Raw genomic sequence first — 23335 nt, 5'->3', positions numbered from 1 at the left:
TTGAAGATTTCTAAAGTTTCTGCTAAAAAATTTAATATCTAAATGAAAGATTAAGAAAGTGTTAATTCCAATACCCTCAATTCGCCTGGCGCTAACATAAGTTCCAAAGGTTTGCCAATTTTCAACGAACCCGGATTTTTCTTATTTTCAGGGTACGACCAATCTACTTTTGCTTTTGAATATTTTTTATCAAAGCCACAAGTTTTTTCAGAAAGCATAAATGAAATTGGTTTAGGACTTTCATCACGAATACCTAAATAAATTTCCATAAATATTCCTACACGATATTCTTCTCGCATTTGCTTAAAAAATCCGCTATCGCCTTCTATAACATTCTTCTCAACAAAAATAGCCAAGTGGTTTTCTTTATCGTAATTGATCAAATTAGCCAATTTAACTTCAAATGGCTCTTGCCAATCATCATGCGTAGCTATTTGTTTACCGTTCAAATAAATAACAGTATCTCCTTGAATGCCTTCGAACATAAACCTAACATCTTTTCCCTTCCATTCGCTTGGCACTTTGAACCCATGCCTATAAGCAACATATTTTGTTTCATAAATGCCTCTCCAATTTGTTCGAGGTAGCGTAACGCTTTCCCAATTTTTGTCGTCGAAATTAACATCCATAAAATTAGCTGGAATGTCTGCCTTTACATCGGTATGTATTACTTTAAAATCATCTTGTACCAGCAAATGTTTATCGTTGGTTTCACCAGGATTTCTTAAAAACAAAATACATTTATTGCCTTCAGCATGTGCATAGCCATAAGGCTCGCCTTTAGTTGGGTCGCCTAATAAAAATCTAGTATTGTGCGATAGCACTTTATTATTTTTCTTCGCCCATTTAATAATCTTTGCCAAGAACGACCATTCTTTTTCGGTTAGCAATTCTGGCGTGAGGTACAATTCCCACATCATAATCCCTCTACCAAAATACATTAATACGTCGCGCTCCCAATCTGCAATTGGGGTTTTCCAGTTCATGCAAGCATTACTTTTGATAATACCGTGCGTCATAATGGCGTTTGTAGGGAATTGGTTATTGTTGGTTACAAACTCTAGATACATTTGTCTATCTCGGTAATTAATAACCCGATCTCTTCCTGTTCCTGTTCCTATACCTTCAAAATCAGATCCGCCAAACCAAATACAATCGGCACCCATTAACCACCATGGACTTAAATTCATACCCGAAGTATAGTTCAAATAAATTGTCGGTTCGATTTCCCTCATATAACCCATCCAAAAAAACCTTCCTTCTGTTTGGCTTTCTAAATCAGCACCTTCGGTAATCCGATGGTCATGACCAGGCGTAGCACATTTATTTGGATTAAAATCGTGTTTTAAGTAGTTTACTTTTAAATCTTTAATGATATAATCTACGCGTTCTTTAAAAGTTTTGGTGTAATTTTTACCTAATAAACAATAGGTATAATATTCCCTATCGCCATAATGCTTCGGCAAAATAGTTACTTCATACCCATTTTTAAGGCCCCAAACCCGATCTCCGGCTGGACCAGCACAACTTATTGGCAACCATAAACCCATTTCGCAACCGGGCAAAATATCTACAATTCCTTTCTGTAGTGCTTCAAAGCCTTCTTTAGATTTTGGCTGATAAATACTTTCCAAATTTTGCCACCCATCATCAATTACAAAACTTTGTAACTCTATATTATGCTTCGCAAATAAATCTTTTCGATAGCCTTTAAGTGTAGATTCATAATCTTTAAGATTCGCACCAGTGCTATCAAACCATGTATTGTTAACTAAAATTGGTTTTGGAGCAGTCGCTCGAATGGTTGGGACATATTTCTCTAAAAACCAGTTAGAAACCTCGCCTTGAGGCGTTGCGCCCCACACTGCAATTTTAGAATTCGTTTCTTTAGCGATATTCCATGCTGGCCAATGTGTAGTGGTATATTTTCCATCCTTAAAAGTATTATCGGCTGTTGGCCACTCCATTGCCAAAAACAAATTGTCTAAATAAACTGGTTGTCCGTTGCCTTGATGGGTACAATTTACTTTAGATTTAAAATTTAAAGATTCTACCTCGATTGCAGTAATACCGAATTCTATGTGTGGATTCGGCTCTAAAACCAACCATTTCCGACCAAAAAAATCTCCTTTTTTGAGTTCGTAAATCAATTTTAGATTTAAATCTGGAATTTTTGATGAATTTAAATTTAAAACCACTTGAGTTTTATCTCCTATGGTATCGACTTTTGCATTTTTAACTAAAAAATCGTTGGCCGTTAATGGAGATGAAATGCCCTCCACATTAATTGTAAATTCGTTTCCCTCTAATGGATAAGTTTCGCCCGTAAATTTATTGGTAAGTGAAGTTGTAGTAACTTTACCTTTGTTCCATTCTATATTTCTAGCAATGTGATCATTCTGCAAAACATAGCTACCTTGTTCAAAAATTGCTGAATTAAGCGTTAAATCCTCGTATCGTTTTAAATACGGGTTATTGGTTTTTCCAGCTAAAAAATCCTCAACTGCTTGATCTACCTGTTTATTCTCGCTAAGTGCTGTCGCTTTCTCTTCATCAATAATTGAAGATGCACTATTTATTTTAGGTAAAATAGTTAAACCGGCAATCCCAATACCAGCATTACGCAAAAATTTTCTTCTAGAATTTGTTGCCATCGTAATTTCTTTATTTATCCTATTAATGATTTATTTTAACTTAATTAATGCGCTGTAATTAAAGCATTAAGATGCGCCCAGCATGTCTGGGTGCATCTTAATGCGAAATTCAATTCTTCTACATTTGCTCCATAGGGCATTATGAAAATGATTCACAACCCTACACAAGGGGAATTCTCATTTAATTAAATGAAACTGTCCAATTTACGGAAGCATTATTCTTAGTGCTTATTTTAAGCACAAGAAGACCATTACTTGTCTTTTCTATTGAAGCCTTACCTTGATCAACCTTAACTTTTAATGCTTTTTTTCCATTTAGTGCAATCACAATTTCCATGGTTTCGCCACCCACAACTTTCGATGTTCCAGAATATTGATTGTTTTGACTGTTCCACTTTACGTTTTCCAAATCCATCATACCTTGCATAATGTGTCTGTTGGTAGATATAAATTGAGGATGATTTTCAACTTCGTGAACAGAATAAACCAATGCTTGCTCTTTTTCTAATGGAATGTTCAATTGATCTTTTCCACTAAAAACACCTACTAAATTATTGTTCCAGAAATCGTAAACGTAGTATTTCTTATCAGGATTTAAACCCAATGAACCTACCTCGTATTCTAAACCAGACAAAGGAGCAGAGACATTTTTAGCTTCTTTTGTATTGTTGCACAGTATAATTTGCGACCAAGATGGGCTGATATCGTAAACATAAACCTCTGGATTTTTTTTGCCCATCAACATATCCACCGGACGAAAAGATTTTGCTTCTTGCAATACTGGGTATAACCTGGTTATATCGTGCTTCATCTCTTTTGTGATGTTTTCAAAAGCCGTTGCGAGTTCTAATCTGCCAGATATTAAGCCGATTTGAGTAAGCATTGTTCTTCTTTCATTTGTGGGTAATGGCTGTTTAGTTTTTGGATTTAACAACGATTTTCCATCTGGATAATAACTAAAAACTGCTCTATTTTTATACCAACGCAAACCAATTCTCGAAGCCATTTCTGGCTCAAAATCACTTGTATCATCCCATACACGCTGTAAATCTACTATACCGGCAGTGATATCTAATCGCGGTGTGCCGTATTCGCCAAGTGCACGCTCGTGTATAAAAGCATCGTGTCCAAGTCCTTCTCTACACAATTGAAATAACTGGCGGTAAGCCGAAGTAGTGGTATAACTTTTATCTTCAAAACCACCATCTTTAGCCCAAGCAGATTCTGGATAATCGAATTTTATTCCTCGTAAACCTTGAGCACCAAGTCCTTTCCACATATTTAAAGTGTAAGCCTTAAAACCCGGATCAGTAAAATCGTATTTTACAAAAGGCATGTGGTGATAATGTTCCGCGTGCAACATAGAAATATCATTGTTCAACATCCAATCGGGATGAGCCAATGCAAAATCGTTACTTGGTAACGAACCTTGAAAATACGTAAAAGGAATGCCACCCAATGCACGAACAGCGTTATCAAACTTTCCAAAAGTTTCGTAAGGCTTCATTAAAGCTGGCACAACTATATTGCTATCCGCCCAATGCTTATTATCCCACCAGCCTTGTTGTGTATCTCCAAAATTAGAATAACAATAACCATCAGGTTCTAAACGAACGGCAACAGGTGTATAGTTCATAAAACCATTCTTTTTAGCCAATTTCAATTCTTCTACCAATGCTGGCGAATTGTTTCTAGGTTTACCATCGCCGTACTCACTTTGCGATACCAACCAACCACAAAGTGTAGGAAAATTGTACATATTTGGTTTTGCTCTATTGGCTTTTCGCATCGCTAAGCCGTAAGTCTCAAGCGATTTAAATGGATCAACCGTAACAAAATCTAAGAAAACATCATCTGAAGATTGGTAAGTTTGTTTAGCAGGAATATTTTTTCCTTGAGGATCCTCAACAGAAATGGTTAGGCTTTGGTCTTTGGCAGAAAGCCTAACCTCTCTTAAAAATTCTTTATATTTCAATCCACCTGCAACAATTGTAAATCTGTTATTATCTACTTTAGCGGTAAGCATAGCCGAATTGTAGGCTGTCATATCCATTGTTTGCTCTACAAAATTTGGCTCGGCGCCTGCACCACCACGAAGTGTTTGTGGTTTTTCAATTTTTTGTTTTGGAAACAATATTCCTTTATCAAGAAGTTTTGCATCCTTAATTCGAACAGTATAGTTATTTGGATTGGTTACGCTAAAACCCAATACGGCAAAGGGTAAATCCTCATATATTCGAATTTCTAGGGTTCTAGGTAAAGCATAACCTTGCATTGGTACGTGCTTAATTGATAATTGAACACCTTTTCCTAAGGTATCTGCAATGGCCGACTCGGTAAAACTGTAATTATATTTTGCTCTTTCCCAACCAAAACCACCAGCATCGAGATCAAAACGGGCGTTAGCAAATACAGTCTTATTATTTTTTTTATCAATGCCTTTGTATTCGCCACTTTTTAAATTGAAATCTAAGCTAAATAGTGCATTTGAAATAGATACGCGCTCATCGCTCTTTTTAACCAATACTTTTTGCGCAAAAGTATTAAGCGATAGCGCTAAAAAGAGCATTAAGACGGTGTAATTGACTATTTTTTTTTTCATTTTAGAATTTATTTAGGTTATTAGTGTGTCGATTTTATAAGTTTAATTTTCTTTATCCAAAAGGATCTGTTAATGATTTACTTGTTTTTGAAAACCATTTTGGGCCATCAGCAGTCATGTGTACACAATCTTCTAAACGTATTCCAAATTCGCCGGGTATGGCAATCATGGGTTCTATGCTGAAGCACATGCCGGGTTGCAATAATCTTTCATTTCCTTTTAATGCATTGCCCCATTCATGGCCATCCATTCCAATTCCATGGCCGGTTCTGTGTGGCAGGCCAGGTAGTTTATAATCGGGACCAAATTTTGCATCGGTAATTACTTTACGTGCTGCCTTATCAATATCCCCTAATGGCATTCCGTTTTTGGCAGCGTTAAAACCAGCAGTCTGCGCTTCTTTTTCCAAATTCCATACAAAAAGTTGGCGAGCGGTGGGTTCGGCATCAAAAACAATAGTTCTAGTAATGTCTGAGCTATAGCCGTGCACTCTGCAACCAACATCCATCAGTACAATTTCTCCTCTTTTTAATTTTGCCGGTGTTTTTGTACCGTGTGGAAACGCAGCATCTTTTCCAAATAGACACAGTGCAAAATCTGGTTCGCCACCTAAATCTTGCTGTGCTTTATTAATAATTGAAGACAATTCACCTTGTGACATGCCTTCTTTTAATTGGCTCACGCCGAATTTTATCGCCGCTAAGGTAATATCGTTTGCTTTTTGCATCAAAGCTATTTCTGCATCCGATTTTATCATTCGGCATTCTACCGAAATCGGATCGCCACTTACACACTTTAAATTTGGCGCTGCTTTTTGAATACCGTCGTAAACGAAAAATCGCGTGCCTTCTTCTATCCCGATAGCTTCACTTACAATACCAGCGTTTTTTAAAACCTTCGCAATTAGTTGGTATGGACTTTCATCTTCCTGCCAAATATAAACTTCATTTCCAATGGTTAAACCTTCTCTAAATCTACCTTCTTCAAAAGCCGGACAAACATATTTTACCCCTCCCCTTGCCGGAATTATGGCAACCATTGTTCTTTCGCTAGGCCACCATTTTAAACCTGTAAAATAGGTTAATGAAGTGCCACTATCTAATATTAGCGCACCCATTTTGTTTTTTACCAGCAAAGCTTGAGCTTTGGCAATACGACCTTCTCGCTCTTCTTTTGTAATCGGGTTGGCATCACCAGAAAGTAAAGGTGGTTGATTCGATTCTTCCGTGCGAGAAAAATTTTCATTAGCAAAAGATTGATTAATCCCTGGAATAATACTTGCAGAAAGCACAATTGCGCTCGCCCTAAGAAAATCTTTTCGTTTTAAAATCATAAACTAAGTTAAACCATTTTTGATTTAGTGATTGTAACAACTTTATTTTTAATGCAGTAATTTATTGCTAATTTTCGCTCCGATATTAATGCTTTCGAAATAACATGAGCTACACTTTACAAAAGTTATAGGATGCTATTTATAACCCTAACGATTAGGTCCGTTAAAGAAAGAAATTTGATTATTTGGTAAAAACTTAATGCTACTTATATTTAAGATTGAGGGCTTTCCATCCCACCAGTTAGCATTCGGTGTTGTGCTACTGTTTAGCGTATTGCCCTCTACAAAATAATCTCCGGCATCAGCTTTATTTCTACCATGTTCCAAATCAAATTTACCATCTGCTTGCACAATAGCATGGGCATAATGCAAAGCAGGCGTCATATCTCCCTTATCATTGGTGGTTTTAACATTATCATCAACATGCCAAATTAATAGCCCTCGTTCTGCAGGGATCATCTCATTGCCCAAAGTAGATTTTTTTCGAGCTTCGATTAGATAATATTCTTTTGGATTTGATGGATTTTTACATCGAAACACGGTATTTCCATCTTCAGTTATCACGTAATTTTCATTCGCTTTAATATCGACAACTTTTACCCATTTTTGTTCAACTAAAAACGGCGCCCCAAAAGCCTCTACCTGTCCGTTACTCCTATTTCCGCTCATTACCGAGTATGCACCCGTACCCGATGAACTTCCGTCATGGTCGTAAGTATCTGGCACACCCCACACGCTGTGACCCATTTCATGGCAAATCCAAAACAGGTTTATATTTTTATCCCAAGGTGAAATGAAATTTTGTGCTGTAATTTGACCCAATTTCTTCCCATTTGGTGCGGTCCAATCGTCTATGCGATGTGTTCCGCCTGAGCCAGCAATCCAATCTGTGGTAAAAAAATTCATCGATAGAAAAGTTCCTTCTTCTCCTTTATCATTAGAAATAGACAAAGAATTCCAATCGTAATTAGGGTTAGTTTTTTTAAACCATGCTAGTGCTTGCTTACTTAGCGTAAGAAATGAAGTCCAATTTTGCGCTTTATACCACGCTGCAGTGTGTGGTGCTCTAAAATATCCAACAACATCATGTTTTATATCGATGTTCCCTCTGCTCTGTGTTAGCCAATACTTTCTTACTGATGATGTTACTGTGGGTTCTGTATAATTTAGTCCGTTAACCACGCTATCCGCTCTATCTCGGGTAATGTTGGCAGGCGCATCAGAAAAATCAATTAAAATAATTAATCCCTTCAGTTTTTTAGGTTTTACTTTAATAATTTCGCTAGCATTATTTGAAGTTTCGTGTTGCTTTTTAGGTTGCACTTTTGAAAACGAATTTACTGAAATAAGGCAAACAAATGCAGTTAAATACAGCGCGGTTTTTAGTGATGGAGGCAAAAACTTTTTCATATAAAATAAATTAATTCCAAACTTACCTTTTTATCAAAGCAAATAATATCGTTAAATTAACAATTCATTGCGCTATGTTAACCAAAACTGTGTTATTCAAATGGTTTGAAAAGTTGAAGCGATTTCTTTAAATCCCTAGTTTAGCAGTTTTATGAAAAGATTGCTTAAAAATAATGCCCATTCTGCCCGAAGGACTAGGCATTAAAAACTTAATAAAATCTATTGGTTATGGATAGGTTTATAAAAAATTAAAGTTTCTAAATTTAAACCCTATTTACTTATAAATTCTACCGCTGTTGCAGAATTTGCATTGACATTCAATACAAATTTCTTATTCTTTATGTTCATCGTCGAATTGATAGAGTTAACAGCTTCTTTGTCAGTTGGCGAATTAAAAGACATTAAGCTTTTTGCTGATAGCGTAATTACTTTTTGATCGTTTTTAAATTGATTTTTCAAATCCTCAATATTAAAACTTAAGCTTTTCTTTTGAGTAGAAAAATTTAAAACAACAATAGTTAGCTGGTCTTTCTTATCATTCCAAGCTGCCTGAACTGCAACATCTTTAACTGCACTTTCATTCTCAATTTTTAAAGGATAAGAGATCGCTAATTTATTTAAAAACGCTACTGATTTACCTACCGCTGATAAAAAAGGTCCTTCTTTAGCAATATTTATTTCGTTTTCTCCCCATCCATCGGTGTAATTTACCAAATTTGCGAAAGCAAATGCACCACCAAATTTTTGATATTTTATGTACTGATCCAATATGCTCAATCCGTGTTTCCAACGTACACTTTGAGTAAACAAACTTTCTTTACTTTCATTTACCGGCTTGTTTAAACCATCTGCTGCGGGTCCTTCAATTTCTAAAGGTGCTCTAAATTCTGTATGACATAATTTAATATCTGTTTTGTGCTTTGCATTAAAAGCGGCAAGAACTTTTAAGTCTCCGGTTAATTCTTCTACACTACCGCCCCTATTCGAAATAATATCTATGTATGGCGAGGCAATCTCAAGCATCTCTTCAAACTTATCGTGAAACACAAAATAATTACCCATTATCAGTTTAATGGTAGGATCAACCTTTTTCATTGCCTTAGCAAATTCTACACATTTTTTAGCGTAGCTTATCGCATCAAGCCTTCTGTATGTTTCATTATCCAATTCCCAATATTTTACATTTAAAGGTTCTGGCCTGCCAATTCTATTTCTCAATTCATTGTTCGGGTTGTTACAAAAATCTACCCAATCTCTAGCGTTTTCGGGTGTATCAAACATTACCGGAACGCATAATAATGGTTCAGCTTTTGTTTCTTTACATAGATCTACAAATTCAACTGTGCCAATATCGTTTGTAAAAATATTTCCCCACCAGGTATCGTAACTCACCGGCCTATCTTCTGTTTTACCGATACCATCGCGCCAGTTGTACAGTGATGCGAAGCAACCACCAGGAAACCTAATAATACCAGCTGGCACACTATTATTCATCAACTTAACCACATCGCCATTCCAACCTTTAACATTATTTGAAGGCATTAACGAAAGTAAATCGAAAGATAAATTTGTTTTGCCAACTAATTTTATCGCAAAAGTAGCTCTACCTTCATATTGTGTAGGCGGAAGGTCGGTTTCGAACTTATTAAATTGATTGCTATTGATACTGAAAGTTTTTTCGACTATTGGTTTTGTAAAATCACCATTTGGATATAAACCAACGATTACTTCTACTTTTCTGCCATATTGATCTCCAGAAAAGAAAGTTCCGTTACTGAACAAACCAGAAAAATGGTAACCTACACCTTTCTTTAAATACAAACTGTCCTGAGCGTAATATACTGGTGTGTTACCAGATTTGTTATCTAAAGTAACGAAGAATTTCCCATGTGCAGTTGGCCAATAACCTGTGGTTAACCTTTCGCCGGTTGAAGAATTATCTGTATTGGCTTTTACAAAATGCCACTTAGATTCTTCGTAGCCTGAATGCCACCAATCTTCCAATTGAGGGGTTTTGCGATCATAAGTTAACCAACCTTCGTTAGAATAAGGCTTATCGAATTCAAAATCTCTATTGTAAAGCAATTCAGCCCAAATATTCTCACTTCTACCAAAACCTAATTCTAATAAATTACCATACAACAAGGGGCTAACTGGTTCGCTAACTATAATATCTTGTTTAATGTTGTAAGTAACTAATGTATTGTTACTACGCTTTTGTCCCGAAACATTAAGAACAGTTGTGCAAAGAACAGTTAACGCAAGGAAACTCTTGTACTTACCTGTAAATTTGTAAAGTTTGTAAAATATTGAAATCATCTAATTTGTTTTTTAAAATCATTTATTAGTGTTTGTATGCTTTTTTTTGAAAAAAACAGGTTGTGCAACCTGAGTTCGATAATTATTCAACGTTTAAAGGCAATAGCACTAATTAAGTCATGTATTTCGCTTTAAGATTGCTTCGTTCCTCGCAAAGACGAGACCACGAGACCGTCTTTGCAAGGAAGAATAACGAAGCAATCTCATTCAGGAAGGCTCTTAGTAAAGTTTAATTATCGAACTCAGGTTAAAAACAACTTGATACAGTTTTAAGTATAGGCATTTATTTAACTACGTTGATACTAACTTCTACTTTTAAAACAAAAAAACTTGGCAAAAATAATTTTGCCAAGTTTATTAAAATTTACCTTGCAACCTACAAGGCCGGTATCTAATTACTTTAAAAACTCAATTTCGAACTTATTTAGGAATGGATTACCTTCAAAATCATAAGCAGGCAAAATCTTAATTTTCATCCAATACAATGCATTTGCAGCCACATCAGAAGTCGTAGGGATAATAGAAACTCCTGTCGCTGTCGCATCAACTAAAGATCCTGCTGGAAATGCATCAGAAAAATTAGTCCAAGCGTAATCGTTGGCTAAATTTAAGCTCGTGCCACCGGCTATACTGTTATTCAATACAGATAACGCACCTTCATTCATTGGCCAATAACCAACTAAATTTGCGTAATTAGGGTGTTTAGTTAAATCCTTAAGCTTATAATTAGCCTTAATCGTGGCATCATCTAATGCAATGTTAAAGTATTCTAAATTAGCCGCATAGAAAGTGGCAAGGGCAGAAGGATTACCTCTCACAATATTACCCAATTTAAACATTGCTGGGGTAGAGAGACTTTTTCTATCTAATACATCTCGCACATCACTTACAGGATTTCCATCCATATAAAGCCTTAACGTTCTTGCAGTAGGCACGTTTTGCCCATTAACTGTCGTATTAATTACCATAGTTAAGGTATGCCAAGCTGTACCTGGGGCAACCGTTGCAGCTAATTGATATTTACCATAACCCCCATTTGCTGTACCTCCTATAGTAACATACCATTCGTCTCCGTAGTGATTCCAGGTCCAGCCAGTAATGTCACCACCGCTTAAACCTGTACTTTTACCTAAGAAAGTAGGATAGTAGTCTTGATTTCCAAATTTAGTATCCATTTGCACCGTAATGCTATTGGTAAGGCCAACATCAAATAAGTCAGTACTTTTGTTTCCTGGTGTTGCTTGGGCATAAAAACTACCAAAATAGGGCGCGTTATAGCCTGTCTTTTTCACTTCTTGTTGCTTTATTGAAGGATTAGAAAGGACTACAAATCCCTTTTCGGGCGCATCACTACTGCCACCATGATTTGTAGTGACAATTACCAACCAATCTTCTTTGGCATAATTCTTTCTAGCGACCAATGCTTTGGTAATATTACCCACATACTCATCAGCTTTAATAATTGCATTCTTGTAATTTGCATTACTTGCAACAAAGCCTCCGTTTGCGCCTGCCGCTTCCACATCTTTAAAGTTAACAATTAGTGCACCAATTTGAGTTTGGTTGGCAATAATGTTAACAGTAGAATCTTTCACGGCTAAATCTGTATTTACTATCGGCGAAAAATCTGTATTGGTTAAATATCCTCTAAGTGGTAACCAGGGTGTTATTACAGCTGTTTTTACAGATTTGAATTCTGAAACGAAATCGAATATATTTCTGTAAGTATTTAATGCATCTTCGAAATCGCCCGTTGTGGCAGTTAAGTCTCTATCAAAAGAATTCTTACTTATTTGATGTTTGCCGTAAGTTACGCCCTTTAATAATGAAGCCCATCCAGATGCATCTGTAGCCACTGCAGAATTAAGTACATCATAAGAATATTTACCAGTTTTTTGTAAGGCCACAATATTTGTTGGCGCAACATTTTTTAGCTCCGACCCAGTAAGCCCATCGATACTGATAATTAGAATTTTTCGCTGAATTGTAGATAAATCTTTTAAATCTTCAAATACAGGCGGTGGATTGTCGTACTTTTTGCAGCCTGTATAAGCTGTCATCAACAGACCAGCGCAGGCAAAAATAAATAATGTATATAACTTTTGATTTTTCATAGTATTAGAGTATTACGGCTGAATAAGATTACATTCTGATAAAGACACAAAGTCTTGACCGCCCGGTGTTCCATTCCGGATGATACACTTTACATACTTTGTTAATATAGGGCCTCCGGCGAAAATATAATCTTGTGCGCCTATAGAGTTGTCCATATTGAATGTGCCAGACTGAGTATAGGTTATATTATCTAAACTTGTATAAATATCAATTTTACCCGGATGCCTATCAAGACCATAGGGATTCCGATTAGCAAACCTAACACCCTTTACATATTTAGGACTTGCATTATCTTCTTGTATTACTATTGAAATAGGATAATTATTGCTAAAGGAAGACCAATAATTAACACCATCTGAAAAATCTCCGTCAACCAAAAACTCGGGACCCCAACCATCACCCTGGTCATCAGAACTTACAGAGACTATAGAAGTGGTAAAAGGTTCTTGAAACGTATCGTTTCCTCCCTGCCCTGTAAGTGGATTATAAGCCCACAAATTTGTAGTAAGTGCTGGATATTTGCCAGCAACCTTTGCCGCTACTGCATCGCTTATTGTAATACCCCAAGCTCTAAAAAACGGTGCTAAATCTGTTCTAGCATAATCAGACAATTTCTCGTATGTAAAATTATGTTTTGAAATATCATTGAAATTCAACCTAGGCGCATGACGTGCTTCTGTATATAAATAAGTCATTGCACCGTAACCATATTTCTCAAAAATTTGTAAAAACGGAACCAGCCTTCTAAAGTAATCATTCATACCTGCATCAGAATCGAAATTTTTGCCTAAACGATTATCAGCTGCATAAGCCAATGCTTTTGGAAACTCTACCGGTGGTGCTGGGTGCAATGAACTGAAATCTGCACCAATTCTTTTAGCAATTTTAAATTCAAAAAGGTTATTGGTCGTTTCGGTAAGTGTGCTCCAACTCCAAACGTTTGCTTGCTGCATGTTATGACCAAATTCATGGTAGGCACCCCACATATTTTGGCTTGTGGTAACATTCTTAAAACTGGCAAACGTGCCAAACCAATAATCATCATCATAAGCCATAAATGGAAAACCACTGTGTCCATAGCCTTCACTTATTTGAATGTCTAATGCACCTCTCCAAGCCCCTTGTGGACTTCTATCTCGTATGTCTGGTGCATTATCAGATAAGCCCATCCACCCATTGTAATCAAGATCAAACACTTCATTCCATTTAGTCATAGTGGCTGTTGGATTGGTGTAAGGCTCCGCAGAACTAAAACTTGCAACGATCTTATCTCTTGGCACTAAAAATATTACGCGCTTGCTCCTAAGTTCCAACCATGGTACTTTGGATGCTTTAACTTGTGCCACCCAATTTGCATCATTAGAAACACCCAAAATAAAATCGGGCGAAACAACCGCATTTGAGATGGTAAACTGAACAGGCGTTGGATATGCTCGCGTTGCATTGATGTATATGGTACCTCCGTAAAGATTTCTTACGTAATTTACGCCCGAATACAAAATTTGACGCATGTAAATTATTGGATCTCTTAACAATGAAGTAGAAGCGGATAAATCATCAGTATGACCGCCAATTTGCATCGTTAAACCTTCAATACCAGCAGGTACAACGATTTTTATCAACTCGCCGGGTGCTGCGTAATAGCCAGTACTAAACTGAGGCTGAGGGGCTACAGCAATTCTTAAATTTTGTGCTGTTTGATCCGTAAAATTTAAATCTAATGTAAATTTGGCATCTTTAACACGTGGTTCACTTACATCAACCAAACCAGGAAAAACCCTAGCTTTACCATATAAAGATTTATCAATAAACTTCATATTGGTGTCTATCTGTCCGTTAGCTACATTGCCTGATGCATCTGCATAACCATCCGGAACATCGTAACCATATTTTTTACAAGAAAAGAAAACGCTTATACAGGATAATACGATTAATTTTGTAAGAAGATTATGTTTCATATTATGTTTCATAATTTTAAAATTAATTTGTAGGTAAATTTAACTTTGGAATAAACAATTTTCCAGACAAATTCCACTGCGAAGAAACGGCAATACCTAACCAATTATAAACTAACAAAGGCGCATCCACAGCATTAGGTACAGACCTAAATGTATCTTCAGTAAGTCTTGGAGAAATATTTGGAGAAATCTCTTCAAAACTTGAAAACTGCATGCCATCACTATATGTAAAGTTATTATTACCGACTTTATCATACATAATGGTTCCCTCAGTTTCATCGCCAGGCCAGTAACCAATTAGTTTGTCGTAAAAATTATCTCCAGGAGCTAACTGAGACCTCATCGTTTTAGCTACATCAGCGTCATTCATCCCAACATTGAATAAGGCAATATCTCTAAACAACATGTTAATACCGTTATTTGGTTCGCCTTGCAGTCTCAATGGGAAGTTATTATCTGTATTAGTGTAGCCTCTGCTACCTATATTTTGTCCATCAAAATAAACAGTAAAAGTCCTAGTTCCATTTATGTTACGAATCGTAAATGCATAAGTGTGCCATTTTCCATCAGACATACTATCACCCTTGTCTATTCTACTTCCAAATATATAACTCTGAAAATCATTGCCAGCCTTTAACAATGTCCACCCAGGGTCGCCACCGTGCACTGCACCCAAATCTTGTCGTTTACCCATAAAATACGGATAATATTGACCATTCCCGTTATCATCTCTCCATTTAAACATGTAGGTAAACTCTCCAGTATTACCAAAGTTGCCAATAGCTGTATTGGTTTGCACTGCAGACTTATCACCCGAGATACGAGGTGCCGTACCTGTAAAAGGAAAACTATTTGGATCGGGTTTGGCGACCTTGGTGGGCGCAAATTTTAAATTATAATACGCCATAAAAATATTCCTTGATTGATCCTCAAATGGATTAGCACTAAAATCGCCACCAGAGGGGCCGCCTATTTTGTTAGAAGAAATAACGATTAACCAATTTTCGCTTCCATAAGCCTTACGTGCCTTAATAGCAGCTAATAATTCGCCAACATATCCATCTAAAGTTTTAATAGATTGTGCGTAGTTAGTATTCGTTGATACAAAACCGCCCTGTATGCCTGCAGTTTCTGCTCCATGAAATTGAGCCACTACAAGGGTAGGATTGTTTGCCGATATTTCGCTCACTGCTGCTGTTTTCACTGCCACATCGGTTGCCAAAGTCTGTTTAACGGTTGCATCACCGGCCAACTTATCATTAAATAAAGCCACTGATGCAAAGGATGCGGTACGTGCGTTAGCTTTGTTGTCCTTAACTCTCTTAAAAATTGTAGGCGTAGCTTGTAAATCTAACCCAGCAAAATCTTCTGATGTAACATGATGCTTGGTATAATCGACACCGGTGATCATAGTTGTCCATGCCGATGCATCTGTAATCACGTTTGTTTTAGAATCTGACAACGCATCAAAAGAATACGTAGCTTTTCTATTTAATAAGGTAATGTTTGTTGGCGCTAAGGTTTGTAGTTCTGACCCTTTAACTCCGTCTAAAATGATATACAAGACCTTACTACCTGCACCCAAACCAGCAGTGTCATTCTTAAATGACTGTGGCAACACGTTATTGAATTCTTTGTTACAAGACGATGCACCTAAAATAGTACCAAAAAAGCACACAATTAGGAATAAGCGCGATGTAAGAATTTTATTTATATTTTTTTTCATAATCTGTTAGGTTAGAAATTGAATTAATCTTTGATAATAATTCGAAGTACGTTATGCGGAAGAATAGTATTAAACCTTTGAATGTTCCCTACAAAAGTTACTTGCGTACCATTAAACAACGGCGTTTCTACCATATCTGTAATGTTGCCCTGGAAACCACCAGTATTGTTGTAACCTACAGCTAGTGATCCATCACTGTTCAAAATCATAAATCCTTGTCGCAGATACGTTCCATACGTCTTAAATGAACCTGAAACAATAATTTTTCCATTATTTAGTTGTCCAGCAAAACTAGTTACTCCGCCCGCTGTCTTTAAAGGTACAAAATTAGTGTTATTTGATCCATCAGCATTAAGTAAATTTAAACCTGTTAAATTTTTACCATTAAATTTGGTAAACAAACCGGCCAATGTTATTTGATCTGTATTTTCGTTGTAGCGGATCGTGTATATGTCATTATCAGCACCAGACCCAACATTAAAGCTGTTATCCACACTACCATCTAAGTTTAGGCGTACAATACGGTTAGCTGGAGTGCCATTAAAAGTTGTAAAAGAACCTACGAGAATCAATTTACCATCTCGTTGCATAATTGCACTGCTTATACCACCGTTTGCACCAATCGCACTTTGACGTGTTAACTTATTGTAATGAAAAGTTGAATCTAACGATCCGTCTTCATTAACCCTCACCAATTGTCTCATCTTCGTGTTATCGTAATATTTTTGGTCGTAGGTAGAGTTATCATAAAATATTCTGGTAAAACTCGTAAAATCGCCAATAACATACACCTTATCTCCAAAAGGGATTACTTTAGTTACGAAACCATTAACACCTGCATTAAATGCAGGTACGGTGTCTAAATTTTTATAAGTTTCACCAGGCTTAGGGTTAGCAACCTGTACCACAATACTATCTAGCGTACCATCTTCGTTTAATCTAGCTAAGCTATTTAAAACTTGTCTATTTACTCTTGTAGAATTAAAACTATAGAAGTTTCCACCAATAATTACTTTGTCCTGTTGCGTTCCGGTAGGTATTCGCGCCATAGTAAACACTACACCAGCTCCACCGCCCACACCTTTCCCAAAATCTATACCCTCGGTAGTGTACTTACCACTGGCATCTACTTGTACTATACCGCCGATCGGCAATTTTTGAGTACCTTTTTGCTCGAAATCAGTAAAAGCACCACCCAACCAAAACTTACCACTAGGCAGTTTTTCAATATCGAAAACGGTATTACTTCCAAGTAAATTAGATGGGCCATTGACAATTTTAAACTGATCATCAACCTCAACCTTACCTGCAATTTTAATTACTGGACCAAAAAAAGTTTGGTTGTTAACGGTAATCCACATGCTACCAGTACTGGCATCAAGGGGTACGTTAAATGTTAGCGTTGTATCAGTTCTAGAGGCTAAAGGTGCTAAAATTTCATTAACGTAGATTTTTATGTCTGCGTCTTTATAATCTTTCATTTTTAATCCACCTACAGCTACTTCTACAGATTCGCCCGAACTTACCTCTGTTTGATCAATAGATTTGGTCGAAATTGAAATACCTAATGGCGGTCTGCCGTCGTACGGGTTTACGCCCAACTGCTTTTCTTTAGTACAAGAAACAACAACTAACGCTACTAAAAATGCAAACATGGTTAGGTAGCTTCTATAATTTTTAATTTTTGTTGTCATATTTTTATTGTATTTATAAAATATCAAAATAAATTTAAGGTGCTGGCGTAATTCCAGCCGAGATGGCACGGTCTATAAATTCGTCGGTATCAAAACCGAAATTATGCCTGTTTCTATTAAGAACGTGTAGCACACCATTAGTAGGTTGTATATCTGAAGTTGCCACCGGAATATTTACCAAAGAAACCTTTGGATTAGATAAATCGGGAATATACGCAAGATATAATTGCCTATAGCCTGCGTAAGCTACTCTTGATACAACTGAGCCCTCACCATTTTGAACTACCACATCGTTAAATATTACGCCAACATTCATGATGCGTCCATCGTAAGAAGTATAACTTTGCCCCGGAAAAGCCACAAAAGAAAGTGTATCTCTTTGAGGATAGTCTTTAAGCAGATTTTTCCCTTTAAATACATACTCGGCCAATGTGTTTCTCCAAACTTCCGGCTTAATCTGTTCTAATTTTGAAACGGTATCCTTTCCTTTAAATTTTAAATATTGATTTAACCGCTTTATGGTTTTAAATATTGATCCACTTGGTGGCGCAAAAAAAGTAACCTGCTCTTTTTCAATAACATCTTTCATGCCAGCTAAATTTATCACCCTAACTGTAGAGTCGAACATAGCGGGGTTTGATTGCAAATATTGTAGCATATTGCCACTGTAATTTGCTTGGTGCAAACCACCATCAAAATAATACTTTTTGCAGCCGAAAGCTAACATTGTTGCTGCTATCAGCATTAAAAATAAAAACTTTTTCATATTATGCATTTTCATAACTATTAATTCCAAAAACTATTACCAACTAAAAATGGATTTGCCGCTTTCTCTTCTGGCGAGAGATATAAAGGCCATGTCCATGCTTTTGCATTGTAATCTGAAACAGACATTGCATTTGCGGTATATTTGAAATTGAGTATTTTCTTTGTCCTCACCAAATCAAAATAAAACTGTCCTTCACCAATTAATTCTTTAGTCCGCTCTTGAAAAATTAAATCCTTTAAAAACTCTCCACCAATACTAATCGGCGATGCGCCCGCTGCCGCAGTAATTCTATTTGCTAAACTTCTAGCTAAGTCATCATTATCAAGCTCTGCAGCTGCTTCCGCAGCCAATAAAATGGCATCAGGCAATCTAAATATTATCGCTGCATCATCACTTCCAACATAACTGCTAGAACCTGATCCAGTAGAAAAAGTGTTTGCAAATTTTTTAAATTGAAAACTACCATTCCCGCTATCATAGTTATCGAACCAAATATCCTTTCTATTGTCTGCTTGGCCTGGCTTAAATAAAAGTGAAATATTATAAGAACTATAAGACAAAAAGCTATTAGTTTGTGTTACGTTACCAGCATAAGGGTAATGTGAAAAATAAAATGAATACCCAGCCGTGCGAGAAAATGACTCTCCAGTATTGGAACTTTGCAATACCCCAAATAAATTCTCTACACTGTTGCCCTTAAAAATTAATTTTGTATTCGCAGGCGTAATTGGTAAAACTTTATAGGCCGTATATTTATCAAGATCGGCCATTAAAGTTAACACATTTCTATAGTAAACATTTTTATCATTTTTAGTAAAAGCAGATGCCCACATATTCAGGTGCATCATTAACGCATCAGCACTTGCTTGGGTAGGCCTAAACCCCTTATAACTCGCATCAGCATAAGCAACCGGCAAATCATTTTTGTAAGCTGCCATATCTGCAATACATTTATCCATTACCTCAACTTGGTCTATTCTAGGTAATGGTTTACTGTGGTAGGCATCTGTATAATAAACAGCATCGCCAAAAAGCCTACAAATATATAAGTAACTCAAGTTGCGCATAAATACTGCTTGTGCCTTGTATTGTTTCTTTTCTGTATCAGACAAACTACTCGATGGCACCTTATCTGATTCGAGAATCAAAATGTTTGACGCTGCGATGATGTCGTAAAATACTTTCCAACTCATCACTTGCTGTGCTAAATAATCAAACCTTCCATTACCATAGTAAATAGCGTTCATGTTGTTATTTACCAAATTCGAAACGGTTTGGCTACCTTCAAAACCATTAGAGTTTATAAAGTTACCTCTCATTTCCAACATAGGGAAGAAGCTTCGTTCGTTGAAGTTGTAAAAATCTTGCGTGCCACCTACTTTATCTCTTAATCTATAATAGATTCCGTTCATGAAGTTTTCCACGTCTGTTTTAGACTTCCAAAAATTATTTCCCGAAAGCGCATCAATCGGCTCTACGTTTAAAAACTTTTTGCAACCCGGGGTAGCGAGAAAAATAAATAACGCAAGTAAAAGATATTTTATGTTTTTCATGTTTATTGTATTGTTATTAAAATTCTACGTTTAAACCAAGAGCAAACTCTTTAGATAAAGGATAACCACCTGAACTATCTCTACCTAGCGCTGTTACATTCTCGGGGTTAGGCCCAGAATAATTTGTAATAAAACCTAAATTTGAAGCTGTTAAATTTATACTAACGCGATTCATACCAAACTTTTGTGTAAATTTTTGATTGAAGTTATAGTAAACCTTGATGGAGTTAAGCTTAAAATAAGATCCATCTTCTTGGAAAAGCGTTTGCGAGTATCTAAAGGGATTAATCAACCTTGCTCTTAAAAAATCGTAAGGAGTACCATAGGTAGCAACTTGACCAGGAGATGAATATACATTATAGCCTGAAAGAGGTGAAAGACCACCTAAACTAGTAGGGTTGTTGAAATTTAAAAACTGTTGTGCCAAAGCATTATTCAAAATATCTCTTTGTAAAGTGAAAGAAGCATTAACTTCTAAACTCCAGTTTTTCCAAGTTACCAACGAATTGATACCACCTGTAATTTGGGGCTGGGAATTACCCGCAATTACTTTATCAAAATCATCGATAACGTAGTTACCATCAATATCCGCATAAATTGGGTCACCCGCTCTAAAATAGTTAGCAAGGCCTTTACCCCCAACTCTAAGCGGCAAACCCGTAATTGGATCTACTGCTACTTGGCCATTTGTACTGTAAACCCCTTTTGTATTAAATAGATAATTTGAAAGTGAGTTTGTACCTAATCTAAAATAAGTGTCCTGATCTAGATTCGGGTTTGACGTGTCTTCGTAAATTTTCTCACGCAATCCATCTGGCAAGGCTGCTAATACCTCTCTATTAATTGCAAAATTTGCACTTAACGACCATTTAAACGGACTTGTAGTGTTTAATGGACGGGTAGTTAAAAGGAACTCGTAACCGTAATTTACATTACTAATTTCGTTTGATGCGATACTAGCAAATGATGTAGTTTCTGACAGCGGTTTAGGTTGAAAAATATTATCATTCTGTTTGTAGTACGTATCAAATGCAATGGTAAATTTATTCTTCAATACCGAAATATCAAAACCTGCATTTAAAGTTGTTGCCTTAGTTGGTTGCAAATCTAAATTCGGCAATATTCCTAAATCTTGCAATACAGTAGTTTGACCGTTGTACTTCGGACCACCGGCATAACGGCCATAAGCATCATAAATAGTTCCATTTGGCTGAATATTAGATCCGTAACTTAATCTAAAATCGCCATAATCTAACCATTTACTAAATCCTTGCATAAAGTTTTCTTTATCAAAGTTCCATTTTAAAGCAATCGCTGGGTTTTTCTTATAACCTGCATTTGGCCCATTCGATGATGTTCCATCTACACGGTAATTCAAATCGATTATATATTTTTGTTTGTAGTTATATGATAACTGACTCGCAAAAGCAACGGACCTAAAATCATTATAATCTATTGTTCCGCCTAACGAGGTATAGTAGTTGTTAATATTAACGATTGGGCCACGTAATTGATCGTTTACACCACGTTGATTTAAAATTGCATCAGCTTTAAACAAGTTAGCGTTAACTTCTGTAAAAGCAAATGCTGTAAAGTTGTGTGCATCTTCACCATCTTCTTTAATTGAATACGTGTAAAGCAACTGCGTTCTGTTATAAAGCTTAGTACTTTTATCATTATAAGTATAAAATTGAGATTGATCGCCGTTAAGTACAGCTGGCGAAAAATTATCTTTGGTACTTGTAATTGAAGTGTAGTTTAATGTACTACTAAGTTTAAGATTATTTAAAACTTCGTAATCGGCAACAACGGTTGCAAACGTATTTAATACTTTGCCATCATTTTCTGTAACTTGTTGCGCCAAAAATCCATTTGCTGCTGAAAATAAAGATGGCGGAGGTAGAAGTGAAGATTGAGCACCTGTGCCGCCAACGTTTCCATTAATTAAACCATTACCACTTCCCGTTTGCTGTTTCTGAATGGAATTGTTCAGTTGCGCAGTTAACCTAAATTTTCTAGATGGATTGAAAATCATATTCATATTCAAGTTGTAACGAGAATAACCTGTATTGGTTTGAATACCTTTTTGATCGAATGCACCGAGTAAAACTTTGTAATTAAAAGCCACATCACCCCCAGATACATTCAAATTATGGTTTTGATTGTACGTAGTGCGGTAAAAATATGATTGCCAATTTGTTGAATTATTCCAGTAGGCGTTCAAACTATCCGCTAAAAATGGAGTATCATTAATTAAACCAAGGGCATGAATCTGCGTTGAATCGTTCTGTAGGATGGTATTGATTTTAAAAAGAGACTCAGCTCTACCACCAATAACAGATCTTAATTGAGGCACAGTTGACACAAATGCCGCACCATTATACCTTACAACTGGCACTTTAGAATTACCCCTTTTGGTGGTAATTAAAATTACACCGTAAGCACCTCTAGAGCCGTAAAGTGCAGTCGCTGCTGCGTCTTTTAGTACCTCTACATTCTCAATATCTTCTGGTGGTATTTGAGAGGCTGGAGACGTACCTGGGCCAGCTTGTTGAAAACCGTAAGAATAGTTTGTATTATCATCAACCGGTACACCATCAATTACATATAACGGTGAAGTTGGTGACAAATAAGTGGAGTTACCTGAGCCAGAAATACCAATATTAGAAATACCACGTATGGTAACCGATCCTCTAAAGCCTGGTGCACCTGTGTTATTTTGAATATTTAAACCTGGAACTTTACCTTGCAAAAGCGACATTACATCGCCAGCCGGCTGTCCCTGGAGTTCTTTACCAGAGATTACCACACTTGAACCAGTTGATAACGTTTTTGATGTTGCGCGATACCCAGCAGAACTCACTTCAACTTGTTTTAAAGTGGTGTTATCAGCTTCAATAGACACAGTTATTTGTGTTCTATTATTAATTGGAATGGTAACTGATTTGTAACCCACATATTTGAAGGTTAATTTGCCTGTTGATGAGGCTGTTACTCTAAATTTACCAAAGCGGTCAGTCTGACCTAATACCTTGGTTCCTTCCAGAATACTTACGTCTGGAAGTGTTGATTTTAGTCTGTCGGATTTGTCTATAACAGTACCAGTAACAATAATTTGTTGCTGTGCGAATGCTAAGCTTTGTATTCCGAAAACTAGTAAAACAGCTATGTAAAAATGCTTCATTGGAAATAATTTTGGTTT

Annotated in this window: 12 protein-coding genes; all 12 read right to left on the bottom strand. The window is 36.4% G+C overall.

All coding sequences use genetic code 11. The features are described 5' to 3' along the window. Nucleotides 1–50: 50 nt before the first annotated feature. Entirely contained in the window at nucleotides 51–2654 is a 2604-nt protein-coding gene (locus EZJ43_RS09515) for a sugar-binding domain-containing protein (protein WP_133262477.1), read from the bottom strand. A 181-nt stretch (nucleotides 2655–2835) separates the two neighbouring features. After that, nucleotides 2836–5256, bottom strand: a complete 2421-nt coding sequence (locus EZJ43_RS09510) for an alpha-amylase family protein (protein WP_133262476.1) — start codon at nucleotides 5254–5256, stop codon at nucleotides 2836–2838. Nucleotides 5257–5308: 52 nt separating this feature from the next. Beyond that, nucleotides 5309–6589 (bottom strand): M24 family metallopeptidase, encoded by a 1281-nt coding sequence (locus EZJ43_RS09505; RefSeq protein ID WP_133262475.1) that lies wholly within the window; start codon nucleotides 6587–6589, stop codon nucleotides 5309–5311. Between the two features lie 147 nt (nucleotides 6590–6736). Further along, on the bottom strand, nucleotides 6737–7999 hold the full coding sequence (locus EZJ43_RS09500; protein WP_133262474.1) for a metallopeptidase domain-containing protein: 1263 nt from the start codon (nucleotides 7997–7999) through the stop codon (nucleotides 6737–6739). Between the two features lie 270 nt (nucleotides 8000–8269). Continuing rightward, nucleotides 8270–10318 carry a hypothetical protein gene (locus EZJ43_RS09495; protein ID WP_133262473.1) on the bottom strand — a complete coding sequence of 683 codons (2049 nt, stop codon included), beginning with the start codon at nucleotides 10316–10318 and terminating at the stop codon, nucleotides 8270–8272. A 395-nt stretch (nucleotides 10319–10713) separates the two neighbouring features. After that, nucleotides 10714–12432 (bottom strand): alkaline phosphatase family protein, encoded by a 1719-nt coding sequence (locus tag EZJ43_RS09490; RefSeq protein ID WP_133262472.1) that lies wholly within the window; start codon nucleotides 12430–12432, stop codon nucleotides 10714–10716. A 12-nt stretch (nucleotides 12433–12444) separates the two neighbouring features. Then, nucleotides 12445–14391, bottom strand: coding sequence for a M60 family metallopeptidase (locus tag EZJ43_RS09485; protein WP_165953126.1), 1947 nt, complete (start codon nucleotides 14389–14391; stop codon nucleotides 12445–12447). A 22-nt stretch (nucleotides 14392–14413) separates the two neighbouring features. Beyond that, nucleotides 14414–16117 (bottom strand): DUF4983 domain-containing protein, encoded by a 1704-nt coding sequence (locus EZJ43_RS09480; RefSeq protein WP_133262470.1) that lies wholly within the window; start codon nucleotides 16115–16117, stop codon nucleotides 14414–14416. 23 nt (nucleotides 16118–16140) lie between these two features. Continuing rightward, nucleotides 16141–17811: a DUF5008 domain-containing protein gene (locus EZJ43_RS09475; RefSeq protein WP_133262469.1), complete on the bottom strand. Its 1671-nt coding sequence runs from the start codon at nucleotides 17809–17811 to the stop codon at nucleotides 16141–16143. A gap of 34 nt (nucleotides 17812–17845) precedes the next feature. After that, complete coding sequence (locus tag EZJ43_RS09470; protein WP_133262468.1) at nucleotides 17846–18577, bottom strand: hypothetical protein; 732 nt, start codon at nucleotides 18575–18577, stop codon at nucleotides 17846–17848. 20 nt (nucleotides 18578–18597) lie between these two features. Next, a complete protein-coding gene (locus EZJ43_RS09465; protein ID WP_133262467.1) occupies nucleotides 18598–20133 on the bottom strand; it encodes a RagB/SusD family nutrient uptake outer membrane protein in 1536 nt (511 codons plus the stop codon). Between the two features lie 16 nt (nucleotides 20134–20149). Beyond that, nucleotides 20150–23317: a SusC/RagA family TonB-linked outer membrane protein gene (locus EZJ43_RS09460; RefSeq protein WP_133262466.1), complete on the bottom strand. Its 3168-nt coding sequence runs from the start codon at nucleotides 23315–23317 to the stop codon at nucleotides 20150–20152. Nucleotides 23318–23335 lie beyond the last annotated feature (18 nt).

This window comes from Pedobacter changchengzhani, assembly GCF_004354365.1.
GTDB classification, from domain to species: Bacteria; Bacteroidota; Bacteroidia; order Sphingobacteriales; family Sphingobacteriaceae; genus Pedobacter; species Pedobacter changchengzhani.
The sequence above is the reverse complement of the archived record's forward strand: the minus strand, read 5'-3'. Positions and strand labels throughout refer to the sequence as shown.

What these genes read in the sequence shown, in the direction of transcription:
- EZJ43_RS09515 (WP_133262477.1), bottom strand. Translation starts at nt 2,654, where the DNA reads ATGGCAACAAATTCTAGAAGAAAATTTTTGCGTAATGCTGGTATTGGG.
- EZJ43_RS09510 (WP_133262476.1), bottom strand. Translation starts at nt 5,256, where the DNA reads ATGAAAAAAAAAATAGTCAATTACACCGTCTTAATGCTCTTTTTAGCG.
- EZJ43_RS09505 (WP_133262475.1), bottom strand. Translation starts at nt 6,589, where the DNA reads ATGATTTTAAAACGAAAAGATTTTCTTAGGGCGAGCGCAATTGTGCTT.
- EZJ43_RS09500 (WP_133262474.1), bottom strand. Translation starts at nt 7,999, where the DNA reads ATGAAAAAGTTTTTGCCTCCATCACTAAAAACCGCGCTGTATTTAACT.
- EZJ43_RS09495 (WP_133262473.1), bottom strand. Translation starts at nt 10,318, where the DNA reads ATGATTTCAATATTTTACAAACTTTACAAATTTACAGGTAAGTACAAG.
- EZJ43_RS09490 (WP_133262472.1), bottom strand. Translation starts at nt 12,432, where the DNA reads ATGAAAAATCAAAAGTTATATACATTATTTATTTTTGCCTGCGCTGGT.
- EZJ43_RS09485 (WP_165953126.1), bottom strand. Translation starts at nt 14,391, where the DNA reads ATGAAACATAATCTTCTTACAAAATTAATCGTATTATCCTGTATAAGC.
- EZJ43_RS09480 (WP_133262470.1), bottom strand. Translation starts at nt 16,117, where the DNA reads ATGAAAAAAAATATAAATAAAATTCTTACATCGCGCTTATTCCTAATT.
- EZJ43_RS09475 (WP_133262469.1), bottom strand. Translation starts at nt 17,811, where the DNA reads ATGACAACAAAAATTAAAAATTATAGAAGCTACCTAACCATGTTTGCA.
- EZJ43_RS09470 (WP_133262468.1), bottom strand. Translation starts at nt 18,577, where the DNA reads ATGAAAAAGTTTTTATTTTTAATGCTGATAGCAGCAACAATGTTAGCT.
- EZJ43_RS09465 (WP_133262467.1), bottom strand. Translation starts at nt 20,133, where the DNA reads ATGAAAAACATAAAATATCTTTTACTTGCGTTATTTATTTTTCTCGCT.
- EZJ43_RS09460 (WP_133262466.1), bottom strand. Translation starts at nt 23,317, where the DNA reads ATGAAGCATTTTTACATAGCTGTTTTACTAGTTTTCGGAATACAAAGC.